Genomic DNA, 18,523 nt, shown 5'->3' on the forward strand with positions numbered 1-18,523 from the left:
CCCGGCCGATCCGAATTGGTCGGCCGGGCATGAAATAACTTTTTACGATAGGGGATATCCATGACATTGGACGATCTGTTCACATTGCGTGGAGCGCCGAACGCCGCCGCCCAAGGGCGAAACCTCAAGGCTATCCAGATATCCATTGCTGCGCCCGAGACCATTCGCGAGTGGTCTTTCGGCGAGGTCAAGAAACCGGAAACCATCAACTACCGGACCTTCAAGCCGGAGCGCGATGGCCTGTTTTGCGCCAAGATCTTCGGCCCGGTGAAGGACTACGAGTGCAACTGCGGCAAGTACAAGCGCATGAAGCATCGCGGCATTGTCTGCGAAAAATGCGGCGTTGAGGTTATTGCCTCCAAGGTCCGTCGCGAGCGCATGGGGCATATCGAACTGGCCGCGCCTGTTGCACATATCTGGTTCTTGAAGACCCTGCCTTCCAAGATCGGCACCCTGCTGGACATCACCATGGCCGATCTGGAGAAGGTGCTCTATTTTGATTCCTTCATCGTGCTTGATCCGGGCGAAACCCCGCTCAAGACGCATCAGGTAGTCAGTGAGGACCAATACTTCCAGGTCATCGACCACTTTGGTGAGGATGCCCTGACTGTTGGTATGGGTGCGGAGACCGTCCGCACCATGTTGCAGGCCCTGGATCTGCCGACCCTGCGTGCCGAACTGCGCGAGGAGTCTCAGACCACCCGGTCCCAGACCAAGAAAAAGAAAATCACCAAGCGGTTGAAGATTGTCGAGGCCTTCCTCGAATCCGGCAACAAGCCGGAGTGGATGATCCTGGAAGTGATTCCCATCATCCCGCCTGAACTGCGCCCGTTGGTTCCCCTGGATGGCGGCCGTTTCGCCACCTCGGATCTGAACGATCTCTATCGCCGCGTCATCAACCGCAACAACCGTCTGAAGAGACTGTTGGAGTTGGGCGCGCCCGAGATCATCATCCGCAATGAAAAGCGCATGTTGCAGGAAGCCGTTGACGCATTGTTCGACAACGGCCGCCGCGGCCGCGCCATCACCGGCACCAATGGCCGTCCGCTGAAGTCCTTGTCAGACATGATCAAGGGCAAGCAGGGCCGTTTCCGCCAGAACCTTCTGGGCAAGCGCGTCGATTACTCCGGCCGTTCCGTCATCGTTGTCGGTCCCAAGCTGAAACTGCATCAATGCGGCCTGCCCAAGAAGATGGCGTTGGAGCTGTTCAAGCCGTTCATCTATTCCGAGCTTGAAAAACGCGAAATCGCCACCACCATCAAATCAGCCAAGAAAATGGTCGAGCGCGAAGATCTGGTCGTCTGGGATATCCTGGAAGACGTGGTCCGCGAATACCCGATCATGCTCAACCGCGCACCGACGCTGCACCGTCTCGGCATCCAGGCCTTTGAGCCGTTGCTTGTCGAGGGCAAGGCCATTCAGTTGCACCCGCTCGTGTGTTCCGCCTACAACGCGGACTTCGACGGTGACCAGATGGCCGTGCACGTGCCTCTCTCCGTGGAGGCGCAGATCGAATGCCGCGTGCTCATGATGAGCTCCAACAACATCCTGAGCCCGTCCAACGGCGCGCCCATCATCAACCCGTCCCAGGACATCGTCCTCGGGTTGTACTACCTGACCACGCCGCGTTCCTTCGAGAAGGGCGAGGGCATGATCTTCTCCGATCCGGCAGAGGTCATCTCCGCCCATGACTTCGGCGTCGTCGGTATCCACGCACGCATCAAGGTGCGTATTGAGGGCGAGATCGTCGAGACCACCACCGGCCGCATCATTGTTTCCGAGTTGCTGCCCGAAAAGGTGCCTTTCGATCTGGTCAACTGCGTTCTCAACAAGAAGAATATCGCTGCCCTGGTCACCGGCGCCTACCGTCTGGCAGGCACCAAGGCCACGGTCATCCTGTGCGACCGGATCAAGGATCTGGGTTACGAATACGCGACCCGCGCCGGTGTGACCATCGGCGTCAAGGACCTCAAGATTCCCGATGCCAAGGCTCCGTTGCTGGCCACCGCCAACGCCGAAGTGGACGAAATCGAGAACCAGTTCCAGGACGGCATCATTACCCGTACCGAGAAATACAACAAGATTGTTGACGTCTGGACCAAGGTCACCAACGACATCTCCAACGAGATGATGCGTGAAATGTCCACCGACGTGCTGACCGATCCCAAGACCGGCAACACCGAGGTGAACTCCAGCTTCAACCCCATCTATATGATGGCCACCTCCGGTGCTCGAGGCAACCAGGACCAGATGCGTCAGTTGGCCGGTATGCGCGGTCTCATGGCCAAGCCTTCGGGCGAGATCATCGAGACGCCCATTACGGCGAGCTTCCGTGAAGGTCTCTCCGTCCTCCAGTACTTCATCTCCACCCACGGCGCTCGAAAGGGCCTGGCAGACACCGCGCTCAAGACCGCGAACTCCGGGTATCTGACCCGCCGTCTCGTGGACGTTGTCCAGGACGTGACCATATCCGAAATTGATTGCGGCACTGTGGACGGACTGGAACTGACTCACTACATCAAGGGCGGCGAGATCAAGCAGCGACTGGCCGAACGTGTCCAGGGTCGCGTGACCATGTTCGACACCTATGATGAGGATTCCGGCGAACTGGTTATCCCGGCCAATACGGTCATTGATGAGAAATATGCCCAGAAGCTGGACCAGTCCGGCGTCAATTCCATCATCATCCGCTCCGGTCTGACCTGCAAAGCCAAGCAGGGCGTCTGCGCCCGTTGCTATGGGCGCGATCTGGCCCGCGGGCACCTGGTCAACGTGGGTGAGACGGTCGGCATCATCGCCGCCCAGTCCATCGGCGAGCCCGGTACCCAGTTGACCATGCGTACCTTCCACATCGGTGGTACTGCATCCAAGGAAATCGAATCCTCCTCCATCGAGTCCCAGCACTATGGCCGCGTGGTCTGCTCCCGCATGCGCACCGTCGTCAACTCCGAAGGGCACAAAATGGTGCTTGGAAAGAGCTGCCAGGTGGGCATCGTGGACGAGCAGGGCCGTGAACGTGAAAAATACGTACTGCCGTCCGGCGCACGTCTGCTGGTCGAGGAAGGACAGGACATCAAGAAAGGTACCGCCCTGGCCGAATGGGATCCGTACATGGAACCGTTCATTGTCGATGCGGCCGGTGTCATCAAGTTCAAGGACATCATAGAAGGCAAGACCGTCCAGGAGGATCGTACCTCCAAGGCGTCCTACACCATCATGGAATACCGTACCACCAACTTCCGTCCGGCAGTCACGCTGCTGGGTGAAGACGGTACACCTGTGCACAGGCCCGGCACCGATATCGATGCCAACTTCGCCATGCCCGTGGGTGCGATTCTGATGGTCAAGGACGGCGACACGGTTCGTGCCGGTGACGTCATCGCACGTAAGCCCCGTGAATCCTCCAAGACCAAAGACATCGTCGGTGGTCTGCCGAGGGTTGCCGAGCTGTTCGAGGTGCGCAAGCCCAAGGATTTGGGCGTTGTCTCCTCCATCGACGGCATCGTTACCTTCGGTCCCGAGACCAAGGGCAAGCGCAAGGTCGTGGTCACCCCGGAAACCGGCGATGTCAAAGAGTTCCTCATTCCCAAGGGCAAGCACATCACGGTCCAGGAGTCCGACTTTGTGGAAGCCGGTGATCTGCTCACTGAAGGTTCCCCGGAACTGCACGACATCCTGCGCATCAAGGGCGAGAAGCATCTGGCCCGCTATCTGGTCGAAGAGATCCAGGACGTGTACCGATTCCAGGGCGTCAACATCAACGACAAGCACATCGAGATCATCGTTCGTCAGATGCTCAAGAAGGTCTCCATCCTGAACCCCGGCTCAACTTCGTTCCTCATCGGAGAGCAGGTGGACAAGATGCGGTTCATGGAGGAGAACAACAAGGTCGTGGCCGAAGGCGGTTCTCCCGCTGTGGCCGAGACCCTGGTTCTGGGTATCACCCAGGCTTCGCTGTCCACGGACTCCTTCATCTCGGCCGCTTCGTTCCAGGAGACCACCAAGGTCCTGACCGAGGCATCCCTGAAGGGCAAGTGCGACTATCTGCGCGGTCTTAAAGAGAACGTAATTGTCGGTCGGTTGGTGCCTGCCGGTACCGGTTTCCGCAAGTACACGGATGCCGAGATCACCGTGCCCGACCAGCTTGAACGACCGGACAAGTTCCTTGAGGACCTGGAAGAGAATCCGTTGTTGGTGGATATGTCCCTGACGTAAGTCCGCCAAGATTATAACACGGCTGTCTTGTATATAACTGATTGGAAAAATTGGAGAGACCCGGTCTCTCCAATTTTTTTGGCCCAGGAAGCCGCAAAGTACGCGTTGAGTTCAGGCAAAATCCCTTGACAATGCCCGAGATAATGAAGTACTTGCGGTCCTCTTTGCGCAAGTTTTGCGCGTGGGTAATCTATTAACTAATGATTGGAGGATGAATGCCCACCATTAACCAGTTGATCCGTAAAGGCCGCGTAGCTCAGCCCAAACGGAGAAAGACCCCGGCCCTGATGGAATGCCCTCAGCGCCGTGGTGTTTGCACCAGGGTGTACACCACGACCCCCAAGAAGCCGAACTCCGCGCTTCGTAAGGTTGCTCGTGTCCGCCTGACCAACGGCATGGAAGTCACTGCCTACATCGGCGGTGAAGGCCATAACCTGCAGGAACACTCCGTGGTTCTGATCCGTGGCGGTCGTGTAAAAGACCTTCCCGGTGTCCGTTACCACATCGTCCGCGGTACCCTCGATACCTCTGGTGTTGATGATCGTCGTCGCGGCCGTTCCAAGTACGGCACCAAGCGTCCTAAATAGGTTATAGCTTTTTCGCAATGCCCGGGGTGGGATGACAAAGTAGGGCGGAGGCTGCCCGAAATAATATCCCCCCGGCCGAAAAACCAAGGAGAAAAAAATGCCTCGTAAAGGTCCTGTCGTCAAACGGCAGATCCTGCCGGATCCAGTATACGGCAGCAAACTCATCACTCGCTTCATCAACCGCCTGATGCTGGACGGTAAGAAGAGTACCGCTGAAAGAATTTTCTACCAGGCTATCGAAATCCTGGCCAACAAGACCAACGAAGATCCCTTGAGGGCCTTCGAGAGGTGTCTGGACAACATCCGTCCCGCCCTGGAAGTCAAGTCCCGCCGTGTCGGTGGTGCCACCTACCAGGTGCCCATGGAAGTCCGTCCCGACCGTCAGACCGCTCTGGCCATCCGCTGGCTGATCGCCTATTCGCGCGGTCGCGGTGAGAAGGGCATGGTTGCGCGTCTGTCCGGCGAACTCATGGATGCTTTTAATAACCGTGGCGGCGCCGTTAAGAAGCGCGAAGATACCCACAAGATGGCCGAAGCCAACAAGGCTTTCGCTCACTACCGCTGGTAGTCACGGAGTAATAAAGTGGCGAGAAAAGTACCTAGAGATAAACAGCGAAATATTGGTATCATGGCCCACATTGATGCGGGCAAGACTACCACTACAGAGCGAATTCTGTTCTACACCGGTGTGTCCCACAAGATCGGTGAAGTCCATGACGGCGAAGCCACCATGGACTGGATGGTTCAGGAGCAGGAACGCGGCATCACGATTACGTCTGCTGCGACTACCTGCTTTTGGCGTGACTATCGTATCAACATCATCGATACCCCGGGCCACGTGGACTTCACCATGGAAGTCGAGCGTGCCCTGCGCGTGCTTGACGGCGCAATCGCCGTCTTCGACTCCGTGGCAGGCGTTGAGCCCCAGTCCGAAACCGTGTGGCGTCAGGCCGATCGATACCGCGTGCCCCGCATGGCCTTTGTCAACAAGATGGACCGCATCGGTGCGGATTTCTTCCGTTGTGTTGAAATGATGAAGACCCGCCTGGGCGCAAAGGCTGTTCCTCTGCAGTTGCCCATTGGCGCCGAGGATGACTTCGAAGGCGTTGTCGACCTTATCGAGGGCAAGGCCTATATATTCGATAGCGTTGACCACGGGACCAGCTTCACCACCACCGATGTGCCCGCCAATCTGCAGGATCAGTATGAACTGATGCGTGCGGAGATGATCGAAGCCATTGCCGAGGAAGATGAAACGCTTCTTGAAAAGTTCATGAACGAGGAGGAACTGACTCCTGATGAACTGCGAGAGGGGGTGCGCAAGGCCACCAACAGCCTGACCATCTGCCCGGTGCTCTGCGGCACCGCTTTCCGCAACAAGGGCGTCCAGCAGCTGCTCGACGCTGTTGTGGATTACCTGCCCAGCCCGCTGGACGTTGTGGTCATGAAGGGTATCGATCCTGACACACAGGAAGAAATCGAATGCCCCTGCGATGACACCAAGCCCCTGGCCGCCCTGGCCTTCAAGCTCATGACCGACCCGTTCGTCGGTCACCTGACCTTCCTGCGCCTCTACTCGGGCAAGATAGAGTCCGGCGCCACCGTGATGAATGCGGCTACCGGCAAGAAAGAGCGCATCGGTCGACTTCTGAAAATGCACGCCAACAAGCGTGAAGAAATAAAAGAGGCGTACGCTGGCGATATCGTCGCTGCCGTCGGCCTCAAATACGTAGCCACCGGCGATACCATGACCGACCTCAAGCACGCTGTTGTGCTCGAGTCCCTGGACATCCCGGAACCGGTCATCGAAGTGGCTATCGAACCCAAGACCAAGGCAGACCGTGACGCTCTGTCCGCTGCTCTTGTCAAGCTTGCCAAGGAAGATCCGTCTTTCCGCGTCAAGGGTGACGAAGAGACCGGACAGACCCTTATCGCCGGAATGGGTGAGTTGCACCTCGAAATCATCGTTGACCGCCTCCTCCGGGAGTTCAACGTGAACGCCAACGTGGGCGCACCCCGCGTTGCGTATCGAGAGACCATTTCCGCTTCGAAAAAGGTTGATGTCAAACATGCGAAACAGTCTGGTGGCCGAGGCCAGTACGGCCATGTTGTCCTGGAAGTCGAACCTAATCCTGAGAAGGGTTACGAGTTCGCGGACGAAATCAAGGGCGGCGTGATTCCCAAGGAATACATTCCCGCTGTTGACAAAGGCATTCAGGACGCCATGAAGAACGGCATCATCGCCGGATTCCCGGTGGTCGATGTGAAGGTCAAGCTCGTGTTCGGCTCCTACCATGAAGTCGACTCCAGCGAACAAGCCTTCTACATTGCCGGTTCTCTGGCTATCAAGGAAGCCTGTCGCGGCGCCAAGCCGGTCCTTCTCGAGCCGATCATGTCGGTGGAAGTCGTGACCCCCGAGGATTACCTTGGTGATGTCATGGGCGATTTGAACGGCCGCCGCGGTCGTGTGGGCGAAATGGAAGCCCGCACCGGCGTCCAGGTCATCCGGTGCTTCGTTCCCCTGTCCGAGATGTTCGGATACGCCACGGATCTTCGTTCGAAGACTCAAGGTAGGGCGACGTTCACCATGCAGTTCGACCACTATGAAAGGTTGCCGAACAGCTTGGCCGAAGAAATGATGAACGGAAAAGATTAACGTAGAGCCGAGGATTTTCCCTTTGCTTGACAGTGCGGCGGGACGGGTGTAGATAACCCGACCGCTGCAACGTTCAGTGCCTTTTTCATTTGAGGCGCTAGTAAAGATAAATCCTTTGAGGAGAAAGCACTATGGCTGCTTCGATGGCGAGCGATCGCATCAGAATTAAATTGAGATCATACGATTACCGTATTCTGGACAAGGCTGTCAGCGAAATCGTTGACACTGCCCGGAATACCGGTGCGGCAATTGCCGGTCCTGTGCCGCTGCCCACCGACATACATCGTACCACTGTCCAGAAATCTGTTCACGTTGACAAGAAGTCTCGTGAGCAGTTCGAGATGCGTATTCACAAGCGTCTTTTGGATATTCTTGAACCCACTCAGCAGACGGTTGATGCCCTGGGCAAGCTTTCCTTGCCCGCCGGTGTGGACGTCGAGATCAAGCTCTAGGAGTATAGTTATGGCTAAGACTCTCGGATTGCTTGGCAAAAAGCTGGGCATGACACGCATATTCACGGATGATGGTACCATCTGTCCCGTGACCGTCATTGAAGCAGGACCCTGTGCGGTCATGCAGATCAAGACCATGGACAAGGAAGGCTACAACGCCCTGCAACTCGGTTACGACTCCGTCCCCGAACGCAAGGTGAACAAGCCGCTGAAAGGCCACATGGCCAAAGCTGGCGACGCTCTCTACCGTCACCTCAAGGAGTTTCCTCTTGAGTTGATCGAAGGGTATGAGCTGGGCCAGGAAATTACCGTCGACATCTTTGCCGCCGGTGAAAAGGTCAAAGTTACCGGTACCTCCAAGGGTAAGGGTTTCCAGGGTGTCATGAAGCGTCATAACTTCGCTGGCTCCCGCGCTTCCCATGGTGCCGAAAAGGTGCATCGTGTTCCCGGTTCCGTCGGTAACGCGACTTTCCCCGGCCGTGTTTGGAAGGGCAAGAAGATGCCCGGTCAAATGGGTAACGCACGCGTGACCTTGAGCAACGTGGAAATCGTCGATGTCAGGCCCGAGGACAATGTCCTCCTGGTCAAGGGCCAAGTGCCCGGCCCCAACAACGGCCTCGTGATGATCCGCAAGAACGGCTAAGAGGTATACGTCATGGCAAAAATTCAAGTTGTAGATCAGAATAATGTGAAAGTGGGCGACTTTGAGCTGGCCCCTGAGGTTTTCGAGGTAGAAATCATGCCCGAAATCCTCAACCAGGTAGTCCGCGCTCAGCGCGCGTCTCATCGTCAGGGAACCCACGCCACCAAGACCCGTTCCATGAAGTCCGGCGGTGGTCGCAAACCTTGGCGTCAGAAGGGCACCGGCCGTGCTCGTGCAGGTTCCAACCGTTCGCCCCTGTGGCGCGGTGGTGCCGTCACCTTCGGCCCGCAGCCTCGCGATTACGACATCAAGGTAAACAAGAAGGTTCGCAAGCTGGCTTTGAGAATGGCACTGTCTTCCCGCGTCTCCGAAGCGAAGATGACGGTTGTCAACACCATCGATCTCTCCGAGATCAAGACCAAAGCCTTTGCGCAAATCGCAGAAAAGCTCGGCATGACCAAGACCCTGATTGTCGCCAAGAACGCTGACAAGAACCTGGAGCTTTCCGCACGGAATATGCCCCATATCAAGGTTATCGAAGCCGACAAGCTGAATGTTTACGACGTGCTGCTTTACCCCGAGCTGATCATGCTCGAGGCCGCCGCCCAAGACGTTCAAGAGAGGTTGAAGTAATGGATTACGCTAAAATTCTGCTCAAGCCTGTGGTCTCTGAAAAGGCCAACGAGGCTAAGGAGCAATCCAATCACGTCTCTTTTTACGTCCATCCCGATTCCAATAAGGTCGAGGTGAAGAAGGCCGTAGAAGCAGCCTTTGGCGTCAAAGTCGAGTCTGTGAATATCGTTCGCAAGAAAGCCATGCCGCGCATGAAGATGGGCCGTGCCACCGGTGGTCGTATCCCCGGTTACAAGAAGGCCTACGTCAAGCTTGCTGCCGGCGACAAAATCGAAATATTCGAAGGAGTGTAAACCATGGCAACCCGTAAGCTGAAGCCTACTTCTCCGGGACGCCGGTTCCAGACGATCTCCGATTTTGCGGAGATCACCAGGACCACTCCCGAGAAATCCCTGACCAAGGGTCTGTCCAAGAAGGCCGGTCGCAATAACAATGGTCGTGTCACCATGCGCCGTCGTGGTGGCGGGTGCAAATCCCTGTACCGTCTTATCGATTTCAAGCGTAACAAGTTCGGTGTGCCTGCCAAGGTCGCCGAAATCGAGTACGATCCGAACCGCAGCGCCCGCATCGCCTTGCTCCACTATGTGGACGGCGACAAGCGCTATATCCTGGCTCCTGTCGGCCTGAACCAGGGCGATATGATCGTCGCTGGCGAAGGTGCCGACATCAAGCCCGGCAACGCCATGGCCCTGACCCAGGTTCCGACCGGTACCATCGTGCACAACATCGAACTGTATCCCGGAAAGGGTGGTCAGTTCTGCCGTGCAGCCGGTACCTATGCACAGTTGATCGCCAAGGAAGGCAAATATGCGCTCTTGCGCATGCCCTCCGGTGAGGTCCGCAAGGTCCTGGCCGCCTGTTGCGCCACTGTCGGACAGGTTGGCAATATTCATCATGAGAACATCAAGATCGGTAAGGCCGGACGTAATCGTTGGCTTGGCCGTCGCCCGAAGGTTCGTGGTGTGGCAATGAACCCGATCGATCACCCGCTGGGTGGTGGTGAGGGTCGTAGTTCCGGCGGTCGCCATCCGGTGTCCCCGTGGGGTACCCCGGCCAAGGGTTACAAGACCCGGAACAAGAAGAAGGCTTCCTCGAAGCTCATCGTCAAACGCCGCGGCCAGAAGTAGGAGTATAAAGAATGCCTAGATCTCTTAAAAAGGGCCCGTTCCTTGACGGTCACCTGATCAAGAAAATTCAAGTGGCTGCTGAAAATCAGGATCGCCGCGTGATCAAGACCTGGTCCCGTCGTTCCACGATCGTCCCCGAGATGGTCGGTATGACTTTCGCTGTCCATAATGGCCGGAAATTCATCCCCGTGTTCGTGACCGAAAACATGGTCGGACACAAGCTGGGTGAATTTTCCCCGACCCGTACTTATTTCGGCCACGTTGCCGACAAAAAGAAGTAGGGGGAGTACATCATGGAAGCCAAAGCAGTAGCAAAGTTCATTCGTGTGTCTCCGCGCAAAACCCGCATTGTTGCCGATATAATCAAGGGCAAGAATGTGGAAGACGCGCTCAACATCCTTCGGTTCACTCCCAAGAAGTCTGCCGAGATTTTGAGAAAAGTGCTTTATTCCGCTGTTTCCAACGCGGAACAGATGCCCGGAGTCGATGTCGATTCCCTGATCGTTGATACGGTCATGGTCAACGAAGGTCCTACCTGGAAGCGTATCCAGCCGCGTGCCATGGGCCGCGCTTATCGCATCAGGAAGCGTACCAGTCACATTACCATAGTAGTGAAGGAACAGTAGTATGGGACAGAAAGTACATCCTTACGGTTTTCGTCTGGGGTATAACAAGAATTGGTTGTCCCGCTGGTACAGCAAAAAGGATTACCCTGCGTTCGTTCTTCAGGACGACCAGGTCCGCAAGTTCGTTAAGAAAAAACTGTTTCAAGCCGGCGTATCCCGTATCGAAATCGAACGGGCCGGCGGCAAGATTCGCCTGATCATCCACACCGCGCGTCCCGGTATTGTCATCGGTCGTAAGGGTGTAGAGATAGAAAAGTTGCGTGAAGAGTTGCGCAACAAGTTTCAAACTGAATTCACCATTGAGGTCAACGAGATCCGTCGACCGGAGGTTGAAGCTCAGCTCGTAGCTGAGAGTATTGCCCAGCAGCTCGAACGTCGAATTGCCTTCCGCCGTGCCATGAAGCGTACGGTGGGCCTTGCCAGGAAATTCGGTGCCGAGGGTATTAAAGTTGCGTGTGCAGGTCGCCTGGCTGGCGCCGAAATCGCACGCGGCGAGTGGTACCGTGATGGGCGTGTGCCTTTGCACACTCTCCGTGCCGACATCGACTACGGTTTTGCCGAGGCGGCCACCACCTACGGCGTGATCGGAGTCAAGGTCTGGATCTTCAAGGGTGAGATTCTGGACAAAGAGGTACAACAGTAATGCTTGCTCCAAAAAGAGTAAAATTCAGAAAGCGGCAGAAAGGCCGCCTCAGAGGCAAGGCCCAACGGGGTAACATAGTGTCCTTCGGCGATATCGGCTTGAAGGCATTGGAGCACGGAAAGATCACAAACCAGCAGATTGAGTCCGCTCGTGTCGCCATCATGCGTCACATCAAGCGCGGCGGAAAGGTCTGGATTCGCATCTTCCCTGATTTCCCCGTCACCTCCAAGCCCGCGGAAGTCCGCATGGGTAAGGGTAAAGGTGCACCCGACGGCTGGGTTGCACCGGTGAAACCGGGTCGTATCATGTACGAAGTCAAGGGTGTTGACATCGAGCTTGCAAAGGAAGCCCTCAAGCGTGCCTCCTACAAGCTGCCGATCAAAACATCCATCGTTGTGAAGGAGGGTCTCTAAGATGACTTCCAAGGAACTTCGTGAACTGGATGACGCCAAGCTGACAGAGAAGCTGTCCGAGTCTCAGAAAGAGCTGTTCTCCATGCGTTTTAAGCATGCGACTGCTCAGCTCGAGAATACCACGGCCCTCTCCGGCGTCAAAAAGACCATCGCCCGTATCCTGACTATTCAGCGGGAACGACAGGGAGCGTAAGAAATGGCTGAGTTTAAATACCAAGGCAACAAGCGCGTGCTCACCGGCCTGGTGATCTCCGACAAGGCTGACAAGACTATTGTCGTCCGCGTCGAGACCCTGGTGAAGCATCCGCTGCTGAAGAAGTACATCCGCCGCCGCAAGAAGTTCATGGCCCATGATCCGGCCAACGATTGCGGTGTTGGCGATAAGGTGCAGATTGTCGAATCGAGGCCCATTTCCCGGCGCAAGCGCTGGCATCTGGTTCAGATCCTCGAAAAGGCCGTTTAAGGGTTAGGAGGAAACATGATACAAGTTGAATCCAGACTCGACGTGGCTGACAACTCCGGGGCCAAGCAGGTCCTGTGCATCAAGGTTCTTGGTGGTTCCAAGCGCCGTTATGCCAGCGTCGGAGATATTATCGTAGTGTCCATCAAAGAAGCCATGCCCCATTCCAAAGTGAAGAAGGGTTCGGTTATGAAGGCGGTTGTCGTTCGCACCAAGAAGGAACTCGGTCGTCCCGACGGTTCTTTCATCAAGTTCGACAACAATTCCGCCGTGCTGCTTAACAACAACATGGAGCCTGTCGGTACCCGTATCTTCGGTCCCGTCGCTCGTGAGTTGCGTGCTGCCGGTTTTATGAAGATCGTATCCCTCGCTCCCGAGGTCCTGTAAGGATTAGATGATGAAGACTAAAATTCGCAAAGACGACAAGGTCATGGTCATCGCCGGGAAAGACAAGGGTAAGATCGGTAAGGTGTTGAAGATTCTCAAGAAGCAGGACAAAGTCCTGGTTGAGAAGGTGAACATGGTCCAGCGCCACACCAAAGCCAACCCCTACGCCCAGCAGCCCGGCGGTATTATCGAGAAGGAAGCCCCTATCCATGTATCCAATGTGGCCGTAGTATGCGATGCATGCACCAAGCCCACGCGGGTAGGGTACAAGAAGACTGAAGACGGCAAGAAGGTGCGCTTCTGCAAGAAGTGCAACGAAACCTTCAAATAGGTATCAGTATGACACGTCTCGAAAAAGAATATAATGAAAAGGTTGTCCCCGAACTCCAGAAGGAGTACGGCTATTCCTCGTCCATGGAGATTCCCAGACTGGTGAAGATCTCCCTGAACATCGGACTCGGTGAAGCTAGCCAGAATAGCAAGCTCATCGATGCCGCTGCCGCGGAATTGACCGCCATCGCCGGCCAGAAGGCCGTCGTCACCCTGGCAAAGAAGTCCATCGCCCAGTTCAAGCTGCGCGAAGGCATGCCTGTCGGTACCCGTGTTACCTTGCGCGGCGATGCAATGTGGGACTTTTATGACAAGCTCGTGAGTTTCGCTCTGCCCCGTGTCCGCGACTTTCGCGGAGTTCCCGATCGCGGTTTCGACGGTCGTGGCAACTTCACCATGGGCATCAAGGAACACACCATCTTCCCTGAGCTTGACATCGATAAGGTTGAGTTAGTGAAGGGCATGAACGTGACCGTATGCACCACTGCCAAGACCGACAAGGAAGGCAAGACCCTGCTTGATCTCCTTGGCATGCCCTTTAAAAAGTAGGAGGACGGAAAGTGGCCAAAACAAGCTTACGTGTTAAGGCACGCCGCACACCCAAGTTCAAGGTACGTGGTTACAATCGTTGTCCGATTTGTGGCCGTCCTCGGGCTTTTCTGAGGCACTACGGCATTTGTCGTATTTGCTTCCGTAACAAGGCTCTCGCCGGGGAACTTCCTGGCGTCCGCAAGGCGAGCTGGTAATTAAGGAGAATTGAAATGGCTGTTGTTGATCCTGTAGCCGACATGTTGACCCGCATTCGGAATGCGTATGGTGCTTATCACACAGATGTCGCCGTGCCTGTTTCCAAGATGAAATCTTCCATCGCGGGTATCCTGAAGGAAGAAGGTTATATCACCGACTACGCTGTCGAGGACAGGGACATCAGTATTACACTCAAGTACACTGACGGAAAACCGATCGTTACTGGCCTGAAAAAGGTCAGCAAGCCCGGTCGCCGCGTGTATGTAGGTGCTTCTGATATCCCCCGAGTCCAGAACGGCATCGGTATTTGTATCGTGTCCACCTCCAAAGGGCTGCTCGAAGGCGCCAAGGCCAAAGAGGCCAACGTCGGCGGCGAGCTGCTCTGCGAAATCTGGTAAAGAGGTTCCGTTATGTCTCGTATAGGAAAGAATCCCATCGATATCCCTTCGGGGGTTGAGGTGTCTGTCGGAGCCTCCGAAATCCAGGTCAAGGGCCCCAAGGGGACCTTGAATACTCCGGTCGATCCGGCCGTCGAGTATAAGATTGAGGATGGCAAGGTGTATGTTTCCCGTGTTGATGACTCCCGCGAAGCACGCGGTCAGCATGGCCTCCGTAGGTCTCTGCTCGCCAACTGCGTCGACGGCGTAACCAAGGGGTTTGCAAAGACCCTGGAAGTCATCGGTGTTGGATACAAGGTGTCCGTTCAGGGCCAGAAAGTTGTGCTCAACGTCGGGTTCTCCCACCCGGTAGAGTTCGATCTGCCCGCTGGCCTCGCGGCCAAGGCAGAAGGCTCCAAGCTGACTATCGAAGGCATCGACAAACAGCTTGTCGGTGAAATTGCGGCTCAGATTCGCCGCGTACGTCCGCCGGAACCCTACAAGGGCAAAGGCATCAAGTACATTGACGAATTGATCCGCCGCAAGGCTGGTAAGTCCGGTAAGTAGGGGTATATGTCATGAGCAAAAGCAAGAATGAACAGAGGCTTCGTCGCAAGCCCCGCATCAGGAAAAAGATCTCCGGCACAGAAGCCAGGCCCCGCCTGGTGGTGTATCGTTCCAACCAGCATCTCTATGCACAGTTGGTCGATGATGTGAACGGAGTGACTCTCGCTTCCGCCAGCACTCAGGTGCTGAATAAGGACGGCGAGACTCTGAAGGCAAACAAGGACTCTGCAACCAAGGTGGGCAAGGCTATTGCCGAAGTCGCCCTGGCCAAGAAGATCGAGACCTGCGTCTTCGATCGTAATGGATACATCTATCACGGCAAGGTCAAAGCCCTTGCCGACGGCGCCCGCGAAGGCGGGCTGAAATTCTAGTCAGCTAGGAAAGTAAAATGGAACAAAATGAAAGTGGATTGATTGAAAAAATCGTCTACCTCAATCGCGTCGCCAAGGTTGTCAAAGGTGGCCGCCGTTTCAGCTTCAGCTGCCTGGTGGTCGTCGGTGACGGTGAAGGTGGAGTCGGATACGGGCTGGGCAAGGCCAATGAAGTGCCTGAAGCCATTCGCAAGGCGTCCGAGCGCGCCAAGAAGAACATGATCAATGTTCCTCTGCTGGATGGAACCCTTCCGTATGAGGTTCTGGGGCACTTCGGTGCAGGCCGCGTCATGCTCAAGCCTGCAAGCCGTGGTACCGGTATTATCGCCGGTGGTCCCGTTCGTGCGATCATGGAAGCCGTAGGCGTCCATGACATCCTGACCAAAGCTATCGGCACCAATAATCCGCACAACGTGCTGCGTGCCACCATGGCTGGTCTGGAATCCCTGCGGAGTGCAGAACAAGTGTCCGCCCTGCGTGGCGTTCCGGTTTCCACTCCCAGAAAGTAAAGGATATCGCCGTGATTAAAGTAAAACAGATAAAAAGCAAGATTGCGTGCAAGCCCGACCAGGTCAAGACCCTGGCAGCTCTGGGTCTGCACAAGATCAATCATGTTAAAGAGCACGATGACAATCCTGTCATCCGTGGCATGATCTATAAGGTCAGACACCTGGTGGAGGTTATCGAATCATGAGACTTCATGAACTCTACGCCTTCCCGGAAGAATACAAGAATCGCAAGCGCATAGGCCGTGGCTCCGGCTCCGGCACCGGCAAGACCGCCGGTAAGGGTCATAAGGGGCAGAACGCCCGTGCCGGTGGCGGGGTCCGCCCCGGTTTCGAGGGTGGCCAGATGCCCCTTGCCCGTCGTCTGCCCAAGCGCGGTTTCAAGAACCTCTTCCGCGAAGAATACGAAGCCGTGAACGTGGGTCGTCTGATTGCCATGTTTGAAGGCAAGGACGAAATCACCCTGGCCGACATGTATGATCGTGGCGTTGTCAAGAAAGGCGCTGCGGTCAAGATCCTCGGTACTGGTGATGTCTTGAAGGCTGTGACCATCGAAGCGCATCGCTTCAGTGTGACCGCTGCTGACAAGATTGCTAAGGCCGGTGGTACCGCCAAGGCCCTTGAGGCTTAACTCTCTATAGTTCGGAAGGGTACTTAGACGATGTCAGGAGTTGATAATATTGCCCGGTTGCCGGAGTTGCGTAACAAGCTGCTCTGGACGTTCGCACTGCTCGCTGTCTACCGGATGGGCATTCACATACCTATTCCCGGCGTCGATAGTGCTGCGCTTACTGAGTTTTTTGCTCAGGCGCAAAACACCCTCTTCGGCGTATTTGACATGTTCTCGGGCGGTGGACTCAGCAAAATGTCCATCTTCGCTCTGGGTATCATGCCGTACATATCGGCCTCGATCATCCTTCAGCTTCTGACTGTGGTCAGCCCTGAGCTGAAACGTCTTCAGAAAGAAGAAGGCGAGGCCGGACGCAAGAAGATCACCCAGTACACCAGGTACGGGACAGTGCTCATTACCATCGTGCAGGGCTTTGCCATTGCCACGGGTCTTGAGTCCATGAGCAGCCCCACGGGCGCGCCCATGGTGCTGTTCTCCGGCATAGGATTCAAGGTGATGACCATCTTGACCCTGACCGCCGGAACCGTCTTCCTGATGTGGCTGGGCGAACAAATGACTGAAAAAGGGATCGGAAACGGTATCTCGCTCATCATCTACGCAGGTATCATCGCAGGCCTTCCCGCTGCCGTGATCAACACAGTGCAGCTGATGACCGTGGGCGAGATCACCCTGTTCATCCTGCTCTTTCTCCTTATCGTGATGGTCGCCACCCTGGCGTTTATCGTGTTCATGGAGCGGGGGCAGCGTCGGATTCCGATCCATTATGCCAAGCGTCAGCAGGGCCGACGCATGTTCGGCGGGCAGACCACACATCTGCCGCTCAAGATCAACACCGCCGGTGTTATTCCGCCGATCTTTGCATCAAGCATCCTGATGTTCCCTGCAACGCTCGCTCAGTTCTCGAACAACGAGTATCTGCAGGACTTCTCGTCCATGATGAGTCCTGATACCATTTTGTACAATATATTGTTCATAGGTATCATTATCTTCTTCTGCTATTTCTACACGGCGATCATGTTTGATCCCAAGGGAATTGCGGAGAATATTCAGAAGCAGGGCGGCTTCATCCCGGGCATCCGTCCGGGCAACAGCACCCGCGAATACATTGATAAGGTTCTGGCCCGCATCACCCTGTGGGGCGCCTTCTATGTGTCTGCGGTCTGTGTGCTGCCCATGATTCTGATCAGCAAGTTCAGCGTACCGTTTTACTTCGGCGGCACTTCGTTGCTGATCGTTGTCGGCGTTGCCATGGACTTCATGGGACAGATCGAGTCCTACATGATCTCTCGTCAGTACGAGGGCTTGATGGGCAAAGGCAACAAGCTGAAAGGCAGGCGCTAGTCTTGAAAAAGTTCAGGGGCGTCTTCCTTAAGAACGATAAAGAGATTGGCCTCATACGTGAGGCCAATCGTATTGTTTCTCGAATACTCGATGAGCTCGGAGCCAGCGTCAAACCAGGCGTATCGACCATGCTTTTCGAGGAGATCTGCCGGGCCCGGTGCGACGAGTACGATGTGCGTCCGGCATTTCTCGGGTATCAGGGATTTCCCTTTGCCCTGTGTTGTTCTGTGAATGAAGAGATTGTGCACGGCTTTCCCTCCAAGGAGCGCATTCTGGAAAAGGGCGATATCGTCAGTTTTGACATGGGTGTCGTGTATAACGGTTTTTATGGTGACTCCGCCCGCACCTTTGGTGTAGGAGAGGTTTCCGATGAAGCAAGAAAACTCATGGATGTGACCCGTGAGTCTCTGTATAAGGGTATCGAACAGGCCAAACCCGGTAACAACCTGTATGACATCTCCGCGGCAATACAGTCATACGTTGAAGGGTTCGGCTTCGGTATAGTTCGTCGTTTTGTAGGGCACGGGATAGGTTCTCATCTTCATGAGAAACCGGAGATCCCAAACTTCGTCCCCAAGGGCATTCCCGGCATTCCTCTTAAAGCCGGCATGGTGCTTGCCATTGAGCCGATGGTCACGGTTGGGAGCTACGAAGTTGAAGTCCTGGAGGACAAATGGACAGCGGTGACAAAGGACAGGAAGCTGTCTGCTCACTTTGAGCACACCATTGCCATTACCTCCGACGGACCGAGGATATTGAGTCTGTCTGAATAGTGCGCCACGGAGATGGCATATTTGGACTTGCTCTTTGT

27 protein-coding genes are annotated in these 18,523 nt (G+C 55.5%); all 27 read left to right on the plus strand.

Annotated features, from left to right (window positions below; all coding sequences use genetic code 11):
* Window positions 1-60 precede the first annotated feature (60 nt).
* The 27 genes from rpoC (at window position 61) to map (ending at window position 18,485) form a co-directional block, all read left to right on the plus strand.
* Window positions 61-4,215, plus strand: a complete 4,155-nt coding sequence (gene rpoC, locus DWB63_RS00625; RefSeq protein ID WP_128326864.1) for a DNA-directed RNA polymerase subunit beta' — start codon at window positions 61-63, stop codon at window positions 4,213-4,215.
* A gap of 215 nt (window positions 4,216-4,430) precedes the next feature.
* Complete coding sequence (gene rpsL, locus DWB63_RS00630; RefSeq protein WP_128326865.1) at window positions 4,431-4,802, plus strand: 30S ribosomal protein S12; 372 nt, start codon at window positions 4,431-4,433, stop codon at window positions 4,800-4,802.
* Window positions 4,803-4,899: 97 nt separating this feature from the next.
* Window positions 4,900-5,370, plus strand: coding sequence for a 30S ribosomal protein S7 (rpsG, locus tag DWB63_RS00635; protein ID WP_128326866.1), 471 nt, complete (start codon window positions 4,900-4,902; stop codon window positions 5,368-5,370).
* Between the two features lie 15 nt (window positions 5,371-5,385).
* Entirely contained in the window at window positions 5,386-7,458 is a 2,073-nt protein-coding gene (gene fusA / locus DWB63_RS00640) for an elongation factor G (protein WP_128326867.1), read from the plus strand.
* A 131-nt stretch (window positions 7,459-7,589) separates the two neighbouring features.
* The gene (rpsJ, locus tag DWB63_RS00645) at window positions 7,590-7,910 is read left to right on the plus strand and encodes a 30S ribosomal protein S10 (protein WP_128326868.1); all 321 of its coding nucleotides are present in this window, start codon (window positions 7,590-7,592) and stop codon (window positions 7,908-7,910) included.
* A gap of 10 nt (window positions 7,911-7,920) precedes the next feature.
* On the plus strand, window positions 7,921-8,553 hold the full coding sequence (gene rplC, locus DWB63_RS00650; protein ID WP_128326869.1) for a 50S ribosomal protein L3: 633 nt from the start codon (window positions 7,921-7,923) through the stop codon (window positions 8,551-8,553).
* A gap of 12 nt (window positions 8,554-8,565) precedes the next feature.
* Window positions 8,566-9,186: a 50S ribosomal protein L4 gene (gene rplD / locus DWB63_RS00655; protein ID WP_128326870.1), complete on the plus strand. Its 621-nt coding sequence runs from the start codon at window positions 8,566-8,568 to the stop codon at window positions 9,184-9,186.
* Window positions 9,186-9,479: a 50S ribosomal protein L23 gene (gene rplW, locus DWB63_RS00660; protein WP_128326871.1), complete on the plus strand. Its 294-nt coding sequence runs from the start codon at window positions 9,186-9,188 to the stop codon at window positions 9,477-9,479. Before rplD ends, rplW begins: the two co-directional genes overlap by 1 nt.
* Window positions 9,480-9,482: 3 nt before the next feature.
* Complete coding sequence (rplB, locus tag DWB63_RS00665) at window positions 9,483-10,313, plus strand: 50S ribosomal protein L2 (RefSeq protein WP_128326872.1); 831 nt, start codon at window positions 9,483-9,485, stop codon at window positions 10,311-10,313.
* Window positions 10,314-10,324: 11 nt separating this feature from the next.
* On the plus strand, window positions 10,325-10,594 hold the full coding sequence (gene rpsS / locus DWB63_RS00670; RefSeq protein ID WP_014324031.1) for a 30S ribosomal protein S19: 270 nt from the start codon (window positions 10,325-10,327) through the stop codon (window positions 10,592-10,594).
* A gap of 12 nt (window positions 10,595-10,606) precedes the next feature.
* A complete protein-coding gene (gene rplV / locus DWB63_RS00675) occupies window positions 10,607-10,939 on the plus strand; it encodes a 50S ribosomal protein L22 (protein ID WP_128326873.1) in 333 nt (110 codons plus the stop codon).
* Between the two features lies 1 nt (window position 10,940).
* Complete coding sequence (gene rpsC, locus DWB63_RS00680; protein WP_128326874.1) at window positions 10,941-11,582, plus strand: 30S ribosomal protein S3; 642 nt, start codon at window positions 10,941-10,943, stop codon at window positions 11,580-11,582.
* Window positions 11,582-11,995, plus strand: coding sequence for a 50S ribosomal protein L16 (gene rplP, locus DWB63_RS00685; protein WP_128326875.1), 414 nt, complete (start codon window positions 11,582-11,584; stop codon window positions 11,993-11,995). Before rpsC ends, rplP begins: the two co-directional genes overlap by 1 nt.
* A gap of 1 nt (window position 11,996) precedes the next feature.
* Window positions 11,997-12,188, plus strand: coding sequence for a 50S ribosomal protein L29 (gene rpmC, locus DWB63_RS00690; protein WP_128326876.1), 192 nt, complete (start codon window positions 11,997-11,999; stop codon window positions 12,186-12,188).
* Between the two features lie 3 nt (window positions 12,189-12,191).
* Complete coding sequence (gene rpsQ / locus DWB63_RS00695; protein ID WP_128326877.1) at window positions 12,192-12,458, plus strand: 30S ribosomal protein S17; 267 nt, start codon at window positions 12,192-12,194, stop codon at window positions 12,456-12,458.
* A 15-nt stretch (window positions 12,459-12,473) separates the two neighbouring features.
* Window positions 12,474-12,842, plus strand: coding sequence for a 50S ribosomal protein L14 (gene rplN / locus DWB63_RS00700; protein ID WP_128326878.1), 369 nt, complete (start codon window positions 12,474-12,476; stop codon window positions 12,840-12,842).
* A gap of 7 nt (window positions 12,843-12,849) precedes the next feature.
* On the plus strand, window positions 12,850-13,173 hold the full coding sequence (gene rplX, locus DWB63_RS00705) for a 50S ribosomal protein L24 (protein WP_128326879.1): 324 nt from the start codon (window positions 12,850-12,852) through the stop codon (window positions 13,171-13,173).
* 8 nt (window positions 13,174-13,181) lie between these two features.
* Window positions 13,182-13,721: a 50S ribosomal protein L5 gene (rplE, locus tag DWB63_RS00710; RefSeq protein WP_128326880.1), complete on the plus strand. Its 540-nt coding sequence runs from the start codon at window positions 13,182-13,184 to the stop codon at window positions 13,719-13,721.
* Between the two features lie 11 nt (window positions 13,722-13,732).
* Window positions 13,733-13,918 (plus strand): type Z 30S ribosomal protein S14, encoded by a 186-nt coding sequence (locus DWB63_RS00715; protein ID WP_128326881.1) that lies wholly within the window; start codon window positions 13,733-13,735, stop codon window positions 13,916-13,918.
* Between the two features lie 15 nt (window positions 13,919-13,933).
* A complete protein-coding gene (gene rpsH / locus DWB63_RS00720; protein ID WP_128326882.1) occupies window positions 13,934-14,317 on the plus strand; it encodes a 30S ribosomal protein S8 in 384 nt (127 codons plus the stop codon).
* A gap of 12 nt (window positions 14,318-14,329) precedes the next feature.
* Complete coding sequence (gene rplF, locus DWB63_RS00725) at window positions 14,330-14,863, plus strand: 50S ribosomal protein L6 (protein ID WP_128326883.1); 534 nt, start codon at window positions 14,330-14,332, stop codon at window positions 14,861-14,863.
* A gap of 11 nt (window positions 14,864-14,874) precedes the next feature.
* Entirely contained in the window at window positions 14,875-15,234 is a 360-nt protein-coding gene (gene rplR, locus DWB63_RS00730; protein ID WP_128326884.1) for a 50S ribosomal protein L18, read from the plus strand.
* Between the two features lie 17 nt (window positions 15,235-15,251).
* Window positions 15,252-15,743, plus strand: a complete 492-nt coding sequence (rpsE, locus tag DWB63_RS00735) for a 30S ribosomal protein S5 (RefSeq protein ID WP_128326885.1) — start codon at window positions 15,252-15,254, stop codon at window positions 15,741-15,743.
* Between the two features lie 11 nt (window positions 15,744-15,754).
* The gene (gene rpmD, locus DWB63_RS00740; RefSeq protein ID WP_206613110.1) at window positions 15,755-15,928 is read left to right on the plus strand and encodes a 50S ribosomal protein L30; all 174 of its coding nucleotides are present in this window, start codon (window positions 15,755-15,757) and stop codon (window positions 15,926-15,928) included.
* Window positions 15,925-16,371, plus strand: coding sequence for a 50S ribosomal protein L15 (gene rplO, locus DWB63_RS00745; protein ID WP_128326887.1), 447 nt, complete (start codon window positions 15,925-15,927; stop codon window positions 16,369-16,371). The genes rpmD and rplO overlap by 4 nt, the downstream gene beginning before the upstream one ends.
* 30 nt (window positions 16,372-16,401) lie before the next feature.
* On the plus strand, window positions 16,402-17,712 hold the full coding sequence (gene secY / locus DWB63_RS00750; protein ID WP_128326888.1) for a preprotein translocase subunit SecY: 1,311 nt from the start codon (window positions 16,402-16,404) through the stop codon (window positions 17,710-17,712).
* Window positions 17,713-17,714: 2 nt separating this feature from the next.
* The gene (gene map, locus DWB63_RS00755) at window positions 17,715-18,485 is read left to right on the plus strand and encodes a type I methionyl aminopeptidase (protein WP_128326889.1); all 771 of its coding nucleotides are present in this window, start codon (window positions 17,715-17,717) and stop codon (window positions 18,483-18,485) included.
* The last annotated feature ends 38 nt before the right edge of the window (window positions 18,486-18,523 follow it).

The organism is Pseudodesulfovibrio sp. S3, from assembly GCF_004025585.1.
GTDB lineage: Bacteria > Desulfobacterota > Desulfovibrionia > Desulfovibrionales > Desulfovibrionaceae > Pseudodesulfovibrio.